The organism is Pseudomonas sp. CCI1.1, assembly GCF_034348165.1.
Lineage (GTDB): Bacteria > Pseudomonadota > Gammaproteobacteria > Pseudomonadales > Pseudomonadaceae > Aquipseudomonas > Aquipseudomonas paracarnis.
The window spans coordinates 2,645,472-2,662,679 of the sequence record NZ_CP133780.1; the positions used below are offsets into that span (position 1 = coordinate 2,645,472).

Sequence of the window (17,208 nt, forward strand, 5' to 3'; positions counted from 1 at the left end):
CACTACCTCAGCCATTGGGCCCAACTGTCGCGACGATAGTCACTTGCTTATTGTCAGGAATTTCCTGGTAAGCCAACACGTGCAAATTCGGTACAGCCAGGCGTCCAAACCGCGACAACATCGCGCGAACCGGGCCGGCCACCAGCAGGATCACCGGGTTGCCCTGCATTTCCTGGCGCTGTGCGGCGTCGATCAACGAACGCTGCAGCTTTTCAGCCATGCTTGGCTCCAGTAAAACGCCCTCTTCCTGGCCTTGCCCTGCCTTCTGAATACTATTGAGCAATATTTGTTCCAACCTGGGCTCCAAGGTGATCACAGGCAGCTCGGACTCAGTCCCTACAATGCTTTGCACGATTGCGCGGGACACGCCGACACGCACCGCCGCCACCAGAGCGGCAGTATCTTGACTCTTGGCGGCATTGTTGGCGATGGCCTCGGCAATGCTGCGAATGTCGCGCACAGGCACCTGTTCGGCCAACAGCGCTTGCAACACCTTGAGCAACTGCGACAACGACAGCACGCCAGGCACCAGCTCTTCGGCCAGTTTTGGCGACGATTTGGCCAGCAAGCCCATCAATTGCTGGACTTCCTCGTGGCCGATCAGCTCGTGGGAGTGCTTGTAGAGAATCTGGTTGAGGTGCGTGGCGACCACGGTGCTGGCATCCACCACGGTGTAACCGAGGGACTGCGCCTGGCTGCGCTGGCTGACTTCGATCCACACCGCTTCCAGGCCGAAAGCCGGATCTTTGGCGGTAATGCCGTTGAGCGTACCGAACACTTGGCCGGGGTTGATCGCCAGTTCGCGGTCCGGGTAGATCTCGGCTTCGGCCAGGATCACCCCCATCAGGGTCAGGCGATAGGCGCTGGGGGCCAGGTCGAGGTTGTCACGGATATGCACGGTGGGCATCAGGAAGCCCAAGTCCTGCGACAGCTTCTTGCGCACGCCCTTGATTCGCGCCAGCAGTTGCCCACCCTGGTTGCGGTCGACCAGCGGGATCAGGCGGTAGCCGACTTCCAGGCCGATCATGTCGATGGGAGTGACGTCGTCCCAGCCCAGTTCCTTGGTTTCCTGGGCACGGGCCGGGGATGGCAGCAGATCCTGTTGACGGGCAATCTCCTGCTCGGCCTGGACCTTGACCTGGTTCTGCTTCTTCCAGAACAGGTACGCCGCGCCACCCGCCAGGGCCGCCATGCTCAGGAACGAGAAGTGCGGCATGCCCGGCACGATACCCATGATCGCCATAATGCCCGCCGCCACGGCCAGGGCCTTGGGCGAAGCGAACATCTGCCGGCTGATCTGCTTGCCCATGTCTTCGGAGCCCGAAGCACGGGTAACCATGATGGCCGCCGCTGTGGATAACAACAGTGATGGCAATTGCGCCACTAAACCGTCACCAATGGTCAGCAAGGCGTACACCTTGCCGGCATCGCCGAAGGTCATGCCGTGCTGGAAGATACCGACCGCCATGCCGCCGATCAGGTTGATAAACAGAATCAACAGGCCAGCGATGGCGTCGCCACGCACAAATTTGCTGGCGCCGTCCATGGAGCCGTAGAACTCGGCTTCCTGAGCAACTTCGGCCCGGCGCGACTTGGCTTGGTTCTGGTCGATCAAGCCGGCGTTGAGGTCGGCGTCGATGGCCATCTGCTTGCCGGGCATGGCGTCGAGGGTAAACCGCGCGCTCACCTCGGAAATCCGCCCGGCGCCCTTGGTCACCACCACAAAGTTGATGATCATCAGGATCGCGAACACCACGATACCGACCACGTAGTTACCGCCGATCACCACCTCACCGAAGGCCTGGATCACCTTACCGGCAGCGGCATGACCGTCCTGGCCGTGGAGCATCACCACCCGCGTGGAGGCGACGTTCAATGCCAGACGTAGCAGGGTCGCCACCAGCAGAATCGTCGGGAACACCGCGAAATCCAGCGGCCGCAAGGCGTACACGCACACCAGCAAGACCACGACAGACAGGGCAATGTTGAAGGTAAAGAACACGTCGAGCAGGAAGGGCGGCATCGGCAACATCATCATTGCCAGCATCACCAGCAACAACAACGGCACACCCAGATTGCCCCGCGACAGGTCAGTCAGGGTGCCACGGGCCGTGTTGAGCATTTGAGAGCGATCTACCACCGGTATTCCTCGGGTCCTTGAAGCAAAGTTTTGACGCTGGAGGGCGACTTGGAGGCGGGGTTGCAAGAAGCCTTCCAACTTTGGTTTTGGGATGATTCTCGAGTGCTAGCCGATTCAAGTGTGGGAGCTGGCTTGCCTGCGATTGCGGTGTGTCAGCCACTGAGATATTGGCTGTGAGTCAGCTATCGCAGGCAAGCCAGCTCCCACATTTGGATTTGTGTGCACCTTGGATATCGAGGAATTTTCCGATAAGGATTTGGGGTTGCCCCTAGGAAACTCGCTCTCTAGTCTCCGTACACCGCTGCAAACGCAGCGGACGGGCGTCGCGGCCCGGATTACCTAGGAGCAAAAGCACCCTCTCCCTTTCTAAAAGGAGCTTCACAGTGATCAAACACGCCTCAAATTCCCCCACCCGGCTGTTTACCGTAGCCGACGGCATCAGCAGCGAAGACCTGCTGGTCAACCTCAGTGAAACACTTGCTTCGGCCAATGCGCTGAGCTGCGACTTGGCCTTTGACCTGGAAGGTTCGAAACGAGAGGAATTGCTCGGCGTTGCGCAGTTGATCGAACTGGGGCAGTTACTGGCTGATCGCCTGCACCTTGGCGCCACAATGGCGGGCAAAGCAAGCAGCGGATAATACGGGCAAGGGTGGGAGCTGGCTTGCCTGCGGTTGCGGTGTGTCAGCCACTGGGATATTGGCTGTGAGTCAGCCATCGCAGGCAAGCCAGCTCCCACCTGTGATTCAGTTTTTAAACTGGCCGTATATTGTCATCCTGCGGGCCTTTCGGACCTTGTGTGATGTCAAACTCTACTTTTTGATTCTCCTCCAGGCTTTTGTACCCAGCCGTCGCAATTGCCGAGTAATGGGCAAACACATCGGGCCCTTCATCATTTTGGGTAATAAAACCAAACCCCTTCTCCGCGTTAAACCACTTCACCGTGCCAGTTGCCATTGCCATTCTCCCTACACTTCACTTGAGACCCGGTTCACCTGGGTTGCACCGTTTGATAGGCAACGCATAAATACCCTCGGGTCGATGGACCATTTGGAACTCCATGCGCTTGCCAAACCACAGCGCGGTGCAACGCCAGTCTCTGCCATTGATAAACACATCCTCTCCCCCGCCATCGGGCTTGATCAACCAATCGCCCCTGAGCCAGACGTAGTACCTGACCGTACCCGTAGCCACCTTCACAACCGCTCTCCCTGCATCTCGTTACTACATACGCGCAGTGCATGGTGGGTAATAAAACAGCGGGCAGCGCCCGTTGGCTACTGTCAGAGTTGACAGGTAGACGCGGGCTTTCAATGGGTGATAGGCATGGCAACGTTGCGGGTCATGCATCCGCTGATTTTTTGCGTTTGCGCGGTTTGCGCTGCTTGGCAGGCGCTTGCGGGATTTCAGCACATGTGACATTCGTGGATTGGACGGCAACCTCGTTGCCATCGCGATCCCGCACAATAAAGCCGATGCCTTTGACCGCATCGAACCACCTGACCGTACCCCTATCCATCACCGCCTCCCGAGCCGCGCATGGCTGCGCGCCTCATCGCTGTATCAAACAGTGAAGGCGGCGTAATGGCTACTGTCAAAGTTGACAGGTAAGACCGGGTTTGAATCCTGATGAAGTCATCATGATAGGTACTTCGACGCCTGCGAAAACGCTATCGGGCCTAGGGATAAAGATTTTGTGGAACCGGTACGACATTTTTTGTCACTCAACTCGCTGAGCGATCAGCTCTTTAAAATCACCCTTCCCTAGGGTGGATAAGCGATTAAAAATAGCGGCGAAACCATGGACTTAAATTTAAACGCATTAAACACCTTTTTTCGCTTTGCCTCCTCAGAGGCTGAAACGGTTGAATCAGGGCCCCCTAAAGCTGAGTACGTTTGGGCGCCAGCGCCGTCGACGGGCGAAACTAAACTGGTACCAGATCTGAAAAAAACGCTATTCGAGATTTTAGGCAATGAAGTGGATTCACCCGCAGCGTTCGATAAGTTGATCGAAAAACTCAAGGTGATGCCGCAAAAAGATCTGAAAGCCTATCTACAGCGTTTTGAATCAGCCCTGTCACCTGAACGATTCAAACGCCTGCAGGACGATCTTAATTTGGTAAGAGGAGGCTGGACATCTGACCCGCGCGGGATTCCAGGTGATGGTGGCAGCAATTCCCAAAACGTCGACATGAGCCTTTACCCCGCAGGCGAGGTCATCAGTGACAAGCCCCTGATGAAGGCGGACAGCTTCTATCACTATCATCCTGGTGGGTCTGAACCCGGAAAAAAGCCAGAAAATATCTATAGTGGTTTCAGCCAAGGTTATGAAGATAACTGTGTAATTACTTCCTGGATCAAGGCAGGGATGGCGCTGTTTGGTCAAAAGGATGTCTTTGAAGCGGTAAAGGAAGTCGCTCAGGGTTATTTCGTGACCATGCGCGACGGTTTCAAACTGTACCTGTCAAAAGGCGAGTTACAGTTGGCAGCCCGCAATTCAGGGTATAAAGGCGATGATCCGGTGATGCTCACCGACGCTAACTTTATGTTCGCAGTGGCTGCCAAGCGAGCACAACTGGTAAATAGCTATGATCGTGTTGGACAGAGCTACGCTAATGGCGTGAAAAGCCTTAACGATGGAGCTTCTCCCTGGGAAGGGTATGAACTCCTTGGGTTAAAGGATCACATTAAACCCGGCCGCGATAGTAACGCGAAGTTGAAGGAGCTGGAAACTCCGGGTGAAATCGGGGTTGCCAGCGCTCCAGGCCACAATTTTTTGGTAGTGGATGGCCGGCAAGAGCTATTTGGAACCCGTGGCGGTAAACCAGACCCTACACTTGTAGAGCAGGTGTACGTGCTGCAATTATCGAAAGTCGAAGCACCCCAAAGCGATACTCCCGAGCGACTTAAATAACTACGGTTTACCACAGCCGCGGCGCATTGAGCCTCAGGAATCCCGACGCAAATCCGGCGGAATCGGCAAATCCTTGAGCGGATCAGGCCGCTTGCCCTTGCCGGCGCGGTATTGGCGGATTTGGTAAACGTAGGCCAGTACCTGTGCAACGGCCAGGTACAAGCCGGCCGGGATTTCCTGGTCGAGGTCGGTGGAATAGAAAATCGAGCGCGCCAACGCCGGCGATTCCAGCAACAGAATGTCATTGGCCACGGCGATTTCGCGGATTTTCAACGCGGTGAAGTCGCTACCCTTGGCCAGCAGCATCGGTGCGCCACCCTTCTCCGGGTCGTATTTGAGCGCCACGGCGTAGTGGGTCGGGTTGGTGATGATCACATCGGCGTCGGGCACCGAGGCCATCATCTTGCGCTGGGACATTTCCCGCTGCAGTTGGCGGATGCGTTGCTTGACCTCGGGGCGGCCTTCCTGGTCCTTGTGCTCGTCGCGCACTTCCTGCTTGGTCATCAGCAGTTTCTTGTGGCTTTCCCACAGTTGGATCGGCGCATCCACGGCGGCGATCAGGATCAGCCCGAGGGCCATCCACAGTGCGCTCCAGCCCACCACCTGCACGCTGTGGATGATCGCCGATTCCAGCGGTTCATGGGCAATGCGCAGCAAGTCGTCGATGTCGGATGACAACACCGCCAACGCCACGAACAGAATCAGGAAAAACTTGGCCAGGGCCTTGAGCAATTCAATCAGGGCCTTGGCAGAGAACATGCGCTTGAGCCCCGCCCCAGGGTTCATGCGGCTGAACTTGGGCGCCATGCTGCCCGCGGCAAACAACCAGCCGCCGAGGGCCACCGGGCCGATCAGCGCGGCCAGCAGCAAGGTGATCAAGATCGGCTGCACCGCCAACAGGGCGATTTTGCCTGAGTGCAGCAGGTACTGGGCCATGGCGTCGGGGTTGAGCAGCACTTCGCGGGGCAAGCTGAAGTTGTGCTTCATCATCTCCAGCAGGTCCAGCGCCAGGCCACCGCCGTAGATCAGCAAGGCGCCTGCACCGGCGATCATGGTGGCGAAGGTGTTGAGCTCTTTGGAGCGCGCGATCTCGCCCTTTTCCCGGGAGTCCTTTTTACGTTTCTCCGTGGGGTCTTCTGTTTTGTCCTGACCACTCTCGCTCTCGGCCATGGCTCAGCGCGCCCGTGCCAGGTCACGTAAGAACTGCAAGGCGTCGGTGGCCAGCGGTTGATACTGATTGAGAATGTCAGCCAGGCCGACCCAGAAAATCCCCATGCCCAACACCAGGGTCAGCGGGAAACCAATCGAGAAGATGTTCAGTTGCGGCGCCGCGCGGGTCATCACGCCGAACGCGATATTGACCACCAGCAGCGCCGTGATCGCCGGCAACACCAGCAACAGCGCCGCGCCCAGCACCCAACCGAGGCGCCCCACCAGTTCCCAGAAGTGGTTGACCACCAAGCCTGCGCCCACCGGCAAGGTGGTGAAACTCTCGGTCAGCACCTCGAACGCCACCAGGTGACCGTTCATGGCCAGGAATAGCAAGGTCACCAGCATGGTCAGAAACTGCCCGATCACCGCCGCCGACACGCCGTTGGTGGGGTCGACCATGGACGCGAAGCCCATGCCCATCTGGATCGAAATAATTTGCCCGGCCACCACAAAGGCCTGGAAAAACAGGGTCAGGGAAAACCCCAGCATGGCACCGATCAGAATCTGTTCGGCAATCAGCAACAAGGCGCTAAGGTCCAGTGCGTTCACCGGCGGCATCGGCGGCAGGCCCGGCACGATCACCACGGTGATCGCCACCGCGAAATACAGGCGCACACGACGCGGTACCAGCGTGGTGCCGAACACCGGCATGGCCATCAACATCGCCGTGACGCGAAACAGCGGCAGGATGAACGAGGCCACCCAGGTACTGATCTGGGTGTCGGTCAAGGCCAGCAAGGATTGCATCGGCTCAGCCGATCAACTGCGGAATACTGCCGTACAACTGCAGGATGTATTCCATGAAGGTTTGCACCAGCCACGGGCCGGCGACGATCAGGGTCACCAGCATCACCAGCAGGCGCGGCAGAAAGCTCAGGGTTTGTTCGTTGATCTGGGTAGCCGCCTGGAACATCGCCACCAGCAGGCCCACCAACAGACTGGGCACCACCAGCACGGCGACCATCAGGGTGGTCAGCCACAGCGCTTCACGGAACAGGTCAACGGCGACTTCTGGCGTCATAGCGCTATACCCCTCCGAAACTGCCGGCCAGGGTGCCAATAATCAGCGCCCAGCCGTCCACCAGCACAAACAGCATGATCTTGAACGGCAGCGAGATGATCAACGGTGACAGCATCATCATACCCATGGCCATCAACACGCTCGCCACCACCAGGTCGATGATCAGGAACGGGATGAAGATCATGAAGCCAATCTGGAACGCGGTCTTCAGTTCGGAGGTGACGAACGCCGGCACCAGAATAGTCAGCGGCGCCTGGTCCGGGGTAGCGATGTCGGTGCGCTTGGACAGGCGCATGAACAGCTCAAGGTCGCTGGAGCGGGTTTGCGACAGCATGAAGTCCTTGATCGGGCCCTGAGCCTTGTCGATGGCATCCTGGGCTGTGAGCTTTTCCGCCAGATAAGGTTGCAGGGCTTGCTGGTTCACCTTGTCGAACACCGGCGCCATGATGAACAGCGTCAAAAACAGCGCCATGCCGGTGAGGATCTGGTTCGATGGCGTCTGCTGCAGGCCCAGGGCCTGGCGCAGGATCGAGAAGACGATGATGATCCGCGTAAAGCTGGTCATCAGCATGACGAACGCCGGGATAAAACTCAGCGCCGTCATGATCAGCAGGATCTGCAGGCTGACCGAATATTCCTGCGCGCCCGCCGCGTTGGTGCCCAGGGTGATCGCCGGGATCGACAACGGGTCGGCGCCCAGGGCCATCGGTGCGGCCAGCAACAGCATGAGCGTCAACAAAACGCGCATTACTTCTTATCCTTCTGATCCTTGCCCAGCAACTCCATCAGGCGCTGGGCGAATTCTGGCGTGGCGGCTTCGGTCTTTACCGCGTCCACCGGGGTCTTGAGTACATGCAGCGGGGTGATGCGGCCGGGGGTGATGCCGAGCAGGATCTGCTCCTCGCCCACCTGCACCAGCACCAGCCGATCACGCGGGCCGAGGGCGCGCGAGCCCACCAGCTCGATCACTTGGCCGTTGCCCGGGCCGATGCGCTGCACGCGGCGCATCAACCAGGCCAGCACGAAGATCAGGCCAATCACCAGCAACAGGCCCAGCACCAGTTGCGTCAACTGCCCACTGACACTGCCGACCGCTGGCGCCGCAGCCACCTGCGCCACCGGCTCCGCCGCCAGGGCGCTCAATGGCAGCGCCAGCAACAGTCCCGCCATCGAGTACTTCATCTCAGCGCAACTTCTTGATGCGTTCACTCGGGCTGATCACGTCGGTCAGGCGGATGCCGAACTTCTCGTTGACCACCACCACCTCGCCATGGGCAATCAGGGTGCCGTTGACCAGCACGTCCAACGGCTCGCCGGCCAAGCGGTCCAGCTCGATCACCGAGCCCTGGTTGAGCTGCAACAGGTTGCGGATGTTGATTTCGGTGCTGCCCACTTCCATGGAAATCGACACCGGGATGTCGAGGATCACATCCAGGTTCGGGCCGTCGAGGCTCACCGGGTCGTTGTTCTTCGGCACGCTGCCGAATTCTTCCATGGCCAGGCGGTTGCCGGCCGGCGCGGTAGCGGCGTCGGCGGCCAGCAGCGCGTCGATGTCGTCCTGGCCAACATCGCCGGTTTCTTCCAGGGCCGCAGCCCACTCGTCAGCCAGGGCCTGGTCTTCGGCGGAAGTGTTTTCGTGTTCGGTAGCCATTACATGTCCTCGGCGCAGCAAACAATCATGAATTGGGGTTGAATCAGCGGCGGTTGATCGGCTCAACCACTTGCAGCGCCAGGTTGCCCTTGTGGGAACCGAGCTTGACCTTGAATGACGGCACGCCGTTGGCGCGCATGATCAACTCTTCCGGCAAGTCGACGGGGATGATGTCCCCAGGCGCCATGTGCAAAATATCGCGCAGGCGCAACTGACGGCGGGCCACGGTGGCGCTCAACGGCACGTCGACGTCCAGCAGGTCTTCGCGCAGGGCCTTGACCCAGCGTTCGTCCTGGTCGTCGAGGTCGGACTGGAAGCCGGCGTCGAGCATTTCGCGCACCGGCTCGATCATCGAGTACGGCATGGTCACGTGCAGGTCGCCGCCACCGCCATCGAGTTCGATGTGGAAGGTCGACACCACAATGGCCTCGCTCGGCCCGACGATGTTGGCCATGGCCGGGTTCACTTCCGAGTTGATGTACTCGAAGTTGACTTCCATGATCGCCTGCCAGGCTTCCTTCAAGTCGATGAAGGCCTGCTCCAGCACCATGCGTACCACGCGCAGTTCGGTGGGGGTGAATTCACGCCCTTCGATCTTGGCGTGACGGCCGTCGCCGCCGAAGAAGTTGTCCACCAGCTTGAACACCAGCTTGGCGTCGAGGATGAACAGCGCAGTGCCGCGCAACGGCTTGATCTTGACCAGGTTGAGGCTGGTGGGCACGTACAGCGAGTGTACGTATTCACCGAACTTCATCACCTGCACACCGCCCACGGCCACGTCCGCCGAGCGGCGCAGCATGTTGAACATGCTGATGCGGGTGTAGCGGGCAAAGCGTTCGTTGATCATCTCCAGGGTCGGCATGCGTCCCCGCACGATGCGATCCTGGCTGGTCAGGTCATAACTTTTGACGCTGCCGGGTTCGGCAGCCATTTCGGTCTGTACCAGACCATCGTCCACGCCATGCAACAGCGCATCGATTTCATCCTGGGACAGCAGGTCTTGCACGGCCATGTCGTGATCCTACTGCAATACGAAGTTAGTGAAGAGCGCCTGCTCGACCACAACTTTGCCGAGTTCTTTCTGGGCCACTTCCTGCACGCTGGCAGTGACCTTCTGGCGCAGCATTTCCTGGCCGACTGGCGTGGCAAGGCTGTCGAAGCTCTGCCCGGAGAACAGCATCACCAGGTTGTTGCGGATCACCGGCATATGCACCTTGAGGGCATCGAGGTCCGCCTGGTTGCGCGCCAGCAAGGTGATGCTCACCTGCAGGTAGCGTTGACGACCATTCTGGTTGTAGTTGGCGACAAAGGCCGGAAGCATCTGTTCGAAGATTGCCGGTTGCTTGACGTTCGTGGCGGCTTCGGCGGCGGGCGCCGGTTTGCTCGCACTGCTGTGCATGATGTACCAGGTGCCGCCCACCGACGCACCGATGGCCAGAAGCAGGCCCAGCACAATCATCAGGATCAGCTTGAGCTTGCCTTTGCCTGCGGGGGGAGTTGCTGCGTCGTCGCTCTTCGCCATGCCAATAATCCGTCACTATTCGGGGATTCGTAGATCTATGGCAAGGCAAGAGCAAGTGTTATGCCAGAGTTGGCTGAGGCGAAGACAACCTAAATCAAATGTGGGAGCTGGCTTGCCTGCGATGGCGGTAGGTCAGTGCACATGTGTGTCACTGACCCACCGCCATCGCAGGCAAGCCAGCTCCCACACTGACCGGGTTTGAACAGGAAGTCAGGCGTAGTAGTCGACCGCGCTGGAGCCAATCACGCTCTGACTCACTGGCGCCGCCACTTCGGCCACGTCCACAGGGCCACCGGCGTCGCCGCTGTCAGCACGCCTGCCGCTGCCACTGACGCCTCGCGCCTGGCTCTGCTGTTGCTGCTGGTCCTGGCCCCGCGACTGGTCGGACACGTTCACATCCACCTGCCCCATGCCCTGCTGGGCAAACATCTCCCGCAAACGCCCCGACTGGCTCTCCAGCGCTTCACGCACCACCGCATGGCCGCTCATGAAGTTGACCTGGGCTTGCTGATCCGCCGTCATGTTGACCTTGATATCCAGGCGCCCCAGCTCAGCGGGCTGCAACTGGATCTCGGCCGACTTGAGGTTGGCGCTGGACAGGTACATCACGCGGTTGACCACCTCTTCGGTCCAGCCGCTCTGATGCATGGCAAGCGGCGCGTTGGCAACCGGCGGCAAGGCGTTGGCGGTTTTGGGCGTGGCGGCCTGGGTCAGCGCGGCGAGGCGGTTGGCGAAGTCGTCCACGCGGGTGTCGCTGCTGGCGTTCTTGAGGTCCTTGAGGCCGTCATCGATCAGCGCGCCGAAGGCCTTGTCGCCCCCCTGGTCGGTGCTGTCCTTGGTGGCTTGCTGGTCGACCATGTTGGCCAGGCCGGCGGCAAAGCTCTGCGCGGCGGTCGGCTGGTCCTGGGGGGTGGGCGCGGCTTTCTGCGGCGCCTGGCTGCTGGCCGAGACGTGACCGCCCTGCTCCATCGCCAGGCGCACGGCCGGCATCGAATCCAGCGGGTCGGCCTCAGGGTCGAAGGCCGGCTGCTTGGGCTCCTCGGTCACAGCAATGAGCGGCTGGGCCTGGTCATCTTCGGCAGTAACGGCAGGCGCTTGTACGGACACAGGGGCTGCCACGGGCGTCACGGCGGCGACCAGCGCCGGGTCGGCCACCGGTTGCTGCGCCAGGGACGGGTCGGCAGGTGGCTCGCCTTCACTGTCAGCGTGGTCGTCGCTCTTGGCCGGCTTGGCAGGCAAGGGATTGCCGCTATCGGCAACCGCTGGCGCGCTGGCGGCAGGTTTATCGTCGCCGGCGGCCGGTTTGGCGCTGGGATCAGAAGCCTTGTCGCGCACGGGTTTGGCTGGCGCGTCGTCGCTCTTGGCCTGCGGCTTGGCAGCTTGCTTGGCAAACACTTGAGCGAAGCCAGCGCCCTTGTCCCGCGGGGCCGCAGGCGCTACCGCAGGCGTGGCGGCCGGCGCTTGAGGCTTGGCCGCAGTGGCAGCCTGAAGAAGCGAATTGGGGACGACTGGCATAAGTTAGGGTCTCCACTGCATGGGGTCGGGGATGCAGTCTATGGAGGTAGAGCAAGAGTCGGGCCAAGTCAGGCCGATAAAATATCAAACCCCAGAAAACCGCTCCCGCTCATGCTCATAAAGCGGCCGAACCAGCGCAAACTCACGATCAATCTGATCCACCAACGCCCCCAAGTCGGAAGCAGACTTGAAGGACTCGGTCTCCAACCGCTCACACAACGTTGCCAAGCGCAGCGCCCCCAAGTTGCCACTGCTGCCCTTGAAGCTGTGTGCGATGCGCCCCAACGTCTTGGCGTCGTCCCGCGCCTTGCGCAGCGCTTGCACGCGCTCTTCAGAGTCATGCAGAAAGGTGTCCAGCAGCGTGGGGTATTCGCTTTCCATGACTTCCTGCAAACCCGACAACACCTCGGGGTCCATATGAATCTCAGCCACTTGCTCGCTCCTTGATCAAGAATCGGCGGATTATGCCAGAGCCGCCCAACAAAACTCCACGCAGACAGTGCGCCCGCCATCGGACCAGCCTACAGCGCTGCTCAGTTGACGCACCAGGCTCAGGCCCCGACCAGACAGACGGTCGATGTCCACGGGGCGCGCCAGCTCTTGCTCCACATCAAAACCCTGCCCGCTGTCTTCGAGGCGCAAGGTCAGTTTGCCGCCCTTGTCGGTGGGTACCACCTGCACATGCACGCGCACGTAACCGCTGTCCAACTGCGCCAGGCGCTCATGGCGCTGGCGATAATACTGCGCAAACCCCTGGGCATCGCGCTTGAGCCGTGAGTCCAGGCCCAGCACGCCATGCTCCAGCGCGTTGGAATACAACTCAGCCATCACACTGTAAAGCGCCCCGCTCTGCGCACGCAGGCCATGGATCTCCAACAGCAGTTGCAGCAGGTACGGCAACGGGTTGTAGGTCCTGAGCGTCTGGGCGCGGAATTCGAAACTCACCGACCAATCCAGCGGGCACGACCGGCCGCTGTCGGCATACATCGGTTCGGCCGCCCGCAAGGGTTGGCCCGCCTGCAACGTGATCTCGACCATGCTGACGTCATCGCGCGCCTGGCCGCGAAAGGCCGCCAGGGCCTGCTCGATGTCCTCGAACAGGCGGTCGGGCTCGCGGTTGGCGGCGAACACCTGCTGCAAGCGCTCGGCGCCGAACAGTTGATCGTTGGCGTCAGCGGTGTCGAGCACGCCGTCGGAAAGCAAAAACACCCGGTCGCCCAACGCCATGGGCCAGACCTCGGTGCTGTCATCGAACGCCTCTGCCGACAACACCCCCAGGGGCAGGTGCCGCGACATCAATGGCGTGCGCCTGCCCGTGGCGACTTCATGCACATAGCCTTCGGGCATGCCGCCGTTCCACACCTCCACCGCCCGCCGCTGGGCGCTCAGGCACAGCAAGGTGGCGCAGCAGAACATGTCCACCGGCAGGATGCGCTTGAGCTTGGCGTTCATTTCCCGCAGGGTCTGCGTGAGGCCGTAGCCCTTGGCGGTCATGCCGTAGAACACTTCGGCCAGGGGCATGGCGCCGATGGCGGCCGGCAAGCCATGGCCGGTGAAATCACCCAGCATCACATGCATGTCACCCGATGGCGTGTAAGCCGCCAGCAACAAGTCGCCATTGAACAACGCATAAGGCGATTGCAGATAGCGGATATTCGGCGCGGCGTTGATGCAACCGGAATGGGCGACCTTGTCGAACACCGCCTTGGCCGCCCGCTGTTCATGCAGCAGGTGTTCGTGGTGCCTGGCGATCAGGTCACGCTGTTGCAAAACCGTGGCCTGCAGGCGGCGCAGGCGGTCCATGGCGTTGATCTTCGCTGCCAGGATCAAGGGGTTATAGGGCTTGGGCAGAAAGTCATCGCCGCCCGCGTCCAGGCACTGGGCCAGGGCTTCGCTTTCGCGCAGCGACGTGAGGAAGATGATCGGCACCAGCGCCTCCCCCGCCAGTTGCTTGATCTGCCGTGCGGCTTCGAAGCCGTCCATCACCGGCATCAGCGCGTCCATCAACACCAGTTGCGGGCGCTCACGGGCAAACACCTCAATCGCTTCGGCGCCGTTGCTGACAGTCAGCACCTGGTGGCCCTGACGGCGGATGATGCTCGCCAGCAACAGGCGGTCGGCGGCGCTGTCTTCGGCGATCAGGATGGTCAGCGCCTCCAGGACAGGGGCCAGGGCGCTCAATTGATATCGAACAGTTTGTCGAAGTTGGAGATGGCGAGGATCTTGCGCACGTCGGAGTTGCTGTTCGTCACGCGAACTTCGGCGTCATCACCTCCAGCATGATCCCGTAGCAACAGCAGCATGCCGAGGGCTGAACTGTCCATGTAGGTGGCATCCTTGAGGTCGACGATATAAGTCTCGGGCACCTTGTAGAAACGCTCGTAGGCTTCCCGAAACGCCTGGTGGCTGCCGAAATCGAACCGACCCTTGATTGCGATCGTCAACTTCTTCCCGTCCAGGGATACTTCTGACTCGACTGTCATGTGACTGCTTCCTTGTCGTTGCACTAGACACAAGGTGTAGCAGCTGAACCGCATCTGAGCAACACAGTGAATCAACTGTGGGAGCTGGCTTGCCTGCGATGGCGGCGTGTCAGCCACTGAATCTTTAACTGAACCACCGCGTTCGCAGGCAAGCCAGCTCCCACACTGGATTTGTGGTGTCGGTTAGAACTGTTCTGGGCGGGGAAGGCGTTGGGACAATTCATCGAGCAGCTTTTGCTCGCGCTTGTCTTCGATGGCTCGCGCTTCGTCGATGTAGCGCTGCACCAGTTTGCGCAGCCCCTCGACCCGGGCAAACGCCTGTTGCCAGGCCTCGCGCGCTTTGTCGAGGTTGGCCTCGTGCCAGGCCAGGCTCTGGCGTTGCTGACCAACGGCGGTTTCAAGCTGATTGAGAAAGCCCTGGTACCCCATCAGCCACTGGCCGGATACACCCTGGCTACCGCGCTCGATCCACTGTTGCTGGTACTCGCCCCGAAAGCGCTCCAGGTCGCCCAGCTTGCTTTGGGCCAGGCGCACCTGGCCCTGGAAGTAACCCAGGCGCTGCACGGCGGCTTTCTCGGCCTTTTCGGCCATGTCCACCACCGGAGCCAGGCGGGCGGCGCGGCTGTTGGCCATGGCTTAGCCGCCCGGCGCCGGGGCGAAGATGGACTGCAAGTGCGACTGGCTCTCGCCCATGGTGATCTTGTCGTTGAGACCCTGGCGCAGGTAGGTCACCAGTTGCGGCTGCAAGGCGATGGCCAGGTCGGTGTCGCGGTCACCACCGGCCACATAGGCGCCGACGCTGATCAGGTCGCGACTTTGCTGGTAACGCGACCACAACTGTTTGAACTGCTGGGCACGGGCCATATGCTCCGGCGTGACCACCGCCGGCATCACCCGGCTGATGGACGCTTCGATGTCGATGGCCGGATAGTGCCCTTCTTCGGCCAGGCGGCGCGACAGCACGATGTGGCCGTCGAGCACACCTCGCGCCGAGTCGGCAATCGGGTCCTGTTGGTCGTCGCCTTCGGACAACACGGTGTAGAACGCGGTGATCGAGCCACCGCCGGCTTCGGCATTACCGGCACGCTCCACCAGCTTGGGCAGCTTGGCGAACACCGATGGCGGGTAACCCTTGGTCGCGGGCGGTTCACCGATGGCCAGGGCGATTTCGCGCTGGGCCTGGGCGAAACGCGTGAGCGAGTCCATCAGCAACAGGACGTTCTTGCCCTTGTCGCGAAAATATTCGGCGATGCGCGTGCAGTACATCGCCGCACGCAGGCGCATCAGCGGTGCATCGTCTGCCGGAGAAGCGACGACAACGGAACGCTTGAGCCCTTCTTCACCGAGGCTGTGCTCGATGAACTCCTTCACTTCGCGGCCCCGCTCGCCGATCAGCCCGACCACGATGATGTCGGCCTCGGTAAAGCGCGTCATCATGCCCAGCAACACCGACTTACCCACGCCAGTACCGGCGAACAGGCCCAGGCGCTGGCCGCGACCGACCGTCAATAAACCGTTGATGCTGCGAATACCCACGTCCAGTGGCACGCTGATGGGGTTGCGCTTGAGCGGGTTGATGGTGGGGCCGTCCATCGGCACCCAGTCTTCGGCCTTCATGCCGCCCTTGCCGTCCAGCGCACGGCCGGCCCCGTCGAGTACGCGGCCCAGCATGCTCATGCCCATGGGCAGGCGGCCAGTGTCGGCCAGCGGCACCACGCGGGCGCCGGGGGCAATGCCGGCGAGGCTGCCGACCGGCATCAGAAAAATCTTGCTGCCCGAAAAGCCCATCACCTCGGCTTCGACCTGCACCGGGTGGTAGCTGTCGTCGTTGATCACCAGGCAGCGGCTGCCCATGGCGGCGCGCAGGCCCTCGGCTTCGAGGGTCAGGCCGACCATGCGCAACAGGCGCCCTTCGAGGATCGGCTGGCCGGGCAACTCGGTGGCCTCGGCGTAGCTGCCCAGGCGCTTGGCGAAGCTGGTGCGATCAAGGCGCATCGGTGGCGTCCAGGTCAACGCTCAGGTCCGGCTCGGCGGGGTGCAGGGCTTGTTCATGCAGTTGATCGAACAACTTGGCCATGATCTGGCTGATGCGGGTTTCCACCGTTGCATCGATGCGGCTGTGCTCGGTTTCGACACGGCAACCACCGGGCTGCAACGAAGCGTCTTCGACGATGCGCCAGGTTTCTTCATGGCGCTCGCGCAGGGCTTTGACCTGTTCGAAATCCTGGGGGTTGATGTACAGCCGCACATTGCCGACGCCCAGGGGCAGCAGCTTGAGGGCTTCGCGCATCACGCCTTCGATCTGGCTGGAATCGAGCACCAGTTCGCGCTGGATCACCTGGCGCGCGATGTGCTGCACCAGGCCAACCATGGATTTTTCCAGCTGCGAGTCCTGTTCGGCGATAGGGTCGAACAGGTTGCCCATCAGGCGTTCCAGGCTACCCAACTTGGTGGCCAGCGCCGCTTCGGCCTCCTGGCGAACCTTGAGGGTGGTGCTGCGAAAACCGTCTTTTTCCCCCGCCGCGAAGCCTTCGTTGTAGGCCTCCTGACGAATGGTTTCCAGCTCTTCGAGGGTCAGTGGCTGGACTTCATCCAGTGGCACTTCTTCCATCTCTGCCGGAGGTTCTTCAACCGGTTCAGGCTCAGGCTCCGGCACATGGGGGTCGAAACTGGGCAGCGACCAGATGTCGAAACCACCGACATCCCGCGCGCGAATCAGATCGCTGGGCGCCTCATCTTTATTCGACATGCAA

At 60.8% G+C, this 17,208-nt stretch carries 20 protein-coding genes; 2 read left to right on the plus strand and 18 right to left on the minus strand.

The window, feature by feature from the left end; genetic code table 11:
• Positions 1–7 precede the first annotated feature (7 nt).
• Positions 8–2,122, minus strand: coding sequence for a flagellar biosynthesis protein FlhA (gene flhA, locus RHM69_RS11745; protein WP_019818353.1), 2,115 nt, complete (start codon positions 2,120–2,122; stop codon positions 8–10).
• 401 nt (positions 2,123–2,523) lie between these two features.
• On the opposite strand from flhA, the gene RHM69_RS11750 reads away from it, so the two are divergent.
• Positions 2,524–2,778 (plus strand): DUF6124 family protein, encoded by a 255-nt coding sequence (locus RHM69_RS11750; protein WP_014719337.1) that lies wholly within the window; start codon positions 2,524–2,526, stop codon positions 2,776–2,778.
• A 112-nt stretch (positions 2,779–2,890) separates the two neighbouring features.
• Here RHM69_RS11750 and RHM69_RS11755 read toward each other — a convergent pair whose 3' ends face one another.
• On the minus strand, positions 2,891–3,094 hold the full coding sequence (locus RHM69_RS11755; RefSeq protein WP_014719338.1) for a cold-shock protein: 204 nt from the start codon (positions 3,092–3,094) through the stop codon (positions 2,891–2,893).
• A gap of 385 nt (positions 3,095–3,479) precedes the next feature.
• Positions 3,480–3,656, minus strand: a complete 177-nt coding sequence (locus RHM69_RS11760; RefSeq protein ID WP_014719340.1) for a cold-shock protein — start codon at positions 3,654–3,656, stop codon at positions 3,480–3,482.
• A gap of 282 nt (positions 3,657–3,938) precedes the next feature.
• Here RHM69_RS11760 and RHM69_RS11765 point away from each other — a divergent pair, with 282 nt between their 5' ends.
• Positions 3,939–5,051, plus strand: coding sequence for a hypothetical protein (locus RHM69_RS11765; protein ID WP_032902455.1), 1,113 nt, complete (start codon positions 3,939–3,941; stop codon positions 5,049–5,051).
• Between the two features lie 33 nt (positions 5,052–5,084).
• On the opposite strand, the gene flhB is transcribed toward RHM69_RS11765, so the two are convergent.
• The 15 genes from flhB to fliH all read right to left on the minus strand — a co-directional run bounded on the left by flhB (position 5,085) and on the right by fliH (position 17,204).
• On the minus strand, positions 5,085–6,221 hold the full coding sequence (gene flhB / locus RHM69_RS11770; RefSeq protein WP_019818363.1) for a flagellar biosynthesis protein FlhB: 1,137 nt from the start codon (positions 6,219–6,221) through the stop codon (positions 5,085–5,087).
• 3 nt (positions 6,222–6,224) lie between these two features.
• The gene (gene fliR, locus RHM69_RS11775) at positions 6,225–7,010 is read right to left on the minus strand and encodes a flagellar biosynthetic protein FliR (RefSeq protein WP_005790062.1); all 786 of its coding nucleotides are present in this window, start codon (positions 7,008–7,010) and stop codon (positions 6,225–6,227) included.
• Positions 7,011–7,014: 4 nt separating this feature from the next.
• A complete protein-coding gene (gene fliQ / locus RHM69_RS11780; protein WP_003192936.1) occupies positions 7,015–7,284 on the minus strand; it encodes a flagellar biosynthesis protein FliQ in 270 nt (89 codons plus the stop codon).
• A 4-nt stretch (positions 7,285–7,288) separates the two neighbouring features.
• The gene (gene fliP, locus RHM69_RS11785; protein WP_003192937.1) at positions 7,289–8,032 is read right to left on the minus strand and encodes a flagellar type III secretion system pore protein FliP; all 744 of its coding nucleotides are present in this window, start codon (positions 8,030–8,032) and stop codon (positions 7,289–7,291) included.
• Complete coding sequence (gene fliO, locus RHM69_RS11790; RefSeq protein ID WP_019818369.1) at positions 8,032–8,466, minus strand: flagellar biosynthetic protein FliO; 435 nt, start codon at positions 8,464–8,466, stop codon at positions 8,032–8,034. Before fliO ends, fliP begins: the two co-directional genes overlap by 1 nt.
• Position 8,467: 1 nt before the next feature.
• Positions 8,468–8,935 carry a flagellar motor switch protein FliN gene (fliN, locus tag RHM69_RS11795; RefSeq protein WP_003192941.1) on the minus strand — a complete coding sequence of 156 codons (468 nt, stop codon included), beginning with the start codon at positions 8,933–8,935 and terminating at the stop codon, positions 8,468–8,470.
• Positions 8,936–8,978: 43 nt separating this feature from the next.
• Positions 8,979–9,947, minus strand: a complete 969-nt coding sequence (gene fliM, locus RHM69_RS11800; protein WP_014719344.1) for a flagellar motor switch protein FliM — start codon at positions 9,945–9,947, stop codon at positions 8,979–8,981.
• Between the two features lie 9 nt (positions 9,948–9,956).
• On the minus strand, positions 9,957–10,457 hold the full coding sequence (gene fliL / locus RHM69_RS11805; RefSeq protein ID WP_014719345.1) for a flagellar basal body-associated protein FliL: 501 nt from the start codon (positions 10,455–10,457) through the stop codon (positions 9,957–9,959).
• Positions 10,458–10,667: 210 nt separating this feature from the next.
• Entirely contained in the window at positions 10,668–11,972 is a 1,305-nt protein-coding gene (locus RHM69_RS11810; RefSeq protein ID WP_200600844.1) for a flagellar hook-length control protein FliK, read from the minus strand.
• 84 nt (positions 11,973–12,056) lie between these two features.
• Positions 12,057–12,404, minus strand: a complete 348-nt coding sequence (locus tag RHM69_RS11815) for an Hpt domain-containing protein (RefSeq protein WP_014719347.1) — start codon at positions 12,402–12,404, stop codon at positions 12,057–12,059.
• A 30-nt stretch (positions 12,405–12,434) separates the two neighbouring features.
• Complete coding sequence (locus RHM69_RS11820) at positions 12,435–14,153, minus strand: fused response regulator/phosphatase (protein ID WP_058410279.1); 1,719 nt, start codon at positions 14,151–14,153, stop codon at positions 12,435–12,437.
• Positions 14,150–14,455 (minus strand): STAS domain-containing protein, encoded by a 306-nt coding sequence (locus RHM69_RS11825; RefSeq protein ID WP_014719349.1) that lies wholly within the window; start codon positions 14,453–14,455, stop codon positions 14,150–14,152. Before RHM69_RS11825 ends, RHM69_RS11820 begins: the two co-directional genes overlap by 4 nt.
• Before the next feature lie 183 nt (positions 14,456–14,638).
• Positions 14,639–15,088: a flagellar export protein FliJ gene (gene fliJ, locus RHM69_RS11830; protein WP_003192954.1), complete on the minus strand. Its 450-nt coding sequence runs from the start codon at positions 15,086–15,088 to the stop codon at positions 14,639–14,641.
• 3 nt (positions 15,089–15,091) lie between these two features.
• Positions 15,092–16,450, minus strand: a complete 1,359-nt coding sequence (gene fliI, locus RHM69_RS11835) for a flagellar protein export ATPase FliI (protein ID WP_003192955.1) — start codon at positions 16,448–16,450, stop codon at positions 15,092–15,094.
• Positions 16,440–17,204, minus strand: a complete 765-nt coding sequence (gene fliH / locus RHM69_RS11840; RefSeq protein WP_014719350.1) for a flagellar assembly protein FliH — start codon at positions 17,202–17,204, stop codon at positions 16,440–16,442. Before fliH ends, fliI begins: the two co-directional genes overlap by 11 nt.
• Between the last annotated feature and the right edge of the window lie 4 nt (positions 17,205–17,208).

Coding starts and splice junctions, on each gene's coding strand:
- fliJ (WP_003192954.1), bottom strand. CDS start 15,088: ATGGCCAACAGCCGCGCCGCCCGCCTGGCTCCGGTGGTGGACATGGCC.
- RHM69_RS11760 (WP_014719340.1), bottom strand. CDS start 3,656: ATGGATAGGGGTACGGTCAGGTGGTTCGATGCGGTCAAAGGCATCGGC.
- fliN (WP_003192941.1), bottom strand. CDS start 8,935: ATGGCTACCGAACACGAAAACACTTCCGCCGAAGACCAGGCCCTGGCT.
- flhB (WP_019818363.1), bottom strand. CDS start 6,221: ATGGCCGAGAGCGAGAGTGGTCAGGACAAAACAGAAGACCCCACGGAG.
- RHM69_RS11765 (WP_032902455.1), top strand. CDS start 3,939: ATGGACTTAAATTTAAACGCATTAAACACCTTTTTTCGCTTTGCCTCC.
- fliQ (WP_003192936.1), bottom strand. CDS start 7,284: ATGACGCCAGAAGTCGCCGTTGACCTGTTCCGTGAAGCGCTGTGGCTG.
- RHM69_RS11825 (WP_014719349.1), bottom strand. CDS start 14,455: ATGACAGTCGAGTCAGAAGTATCCCTGGACGGGAAGAAGTTGACGATC.
- RHM69_RS11755 (WP_014719338.1), bottom strand. CDS start 3,094: ATGGCAACTGGCACGGTGAAGTGGTTTAACGCGGAGAAGGGGTTTGGT.
- RHM69_RS11810 (WP_200600844.1), bottom strand. CDS start 11,972: ATGCCAGTCGTCCCCAATTCGCTTCTTCAGGCTGCCACTGCGGCCAAG.
- flhA (WP_019818353.1), bottom strand. CDS start 2,122: ATGCTCAACACGGCCCGTGGCACCCTGACTGACCTGTCGCGGGGCAAT.
- fliM (WP_014719344.1), bottom strand. CDS start 9,947: ATGGCCGTGCAAGACCTGCTGTCCCAGGATGAAATCGATGCGCTGTTG.
- fliI (WP_003192955.1), bottom strand. CDS start 16,450: ATGCGCCTTGATCGCACCAGCTTCGCCAAGCGCCTGGGCAGCTACGCC.
- fliL (WP_014719345.1), bottom strand. CDS start 10,457: ATGGCGAAGAGCGACGACGCAGCAACTCCCCCCGCAGGCAAAGGCAAG.
- fliP (WP_003192937.1), bottom strand. CDS start 8,032: ATGCGCGTTTTGTTGACGCTCATGCTGTTGCTGGCCGCACCGATGGCC.
- fliO (WP_019818369.1), bottom strand. CDS start 8,466: ATGAAGTACTCGATGGCGGGACTGTTGCTGGCGCTGCCATTGAGCGCC.
- fliH (WP_014719350.1), bottom strand. CDS start 17,204: ATGTCGAATAAAGATGAGGCGCCCAGCGATCTGATTCGCGCGCGGGAT.
- fliR (WP_005790062.1), bottom strand. CDS start 7,010: ATGCAATCCTTGCTGGCCTTGACCGACACCCAGATCAGTACCTGGGTG.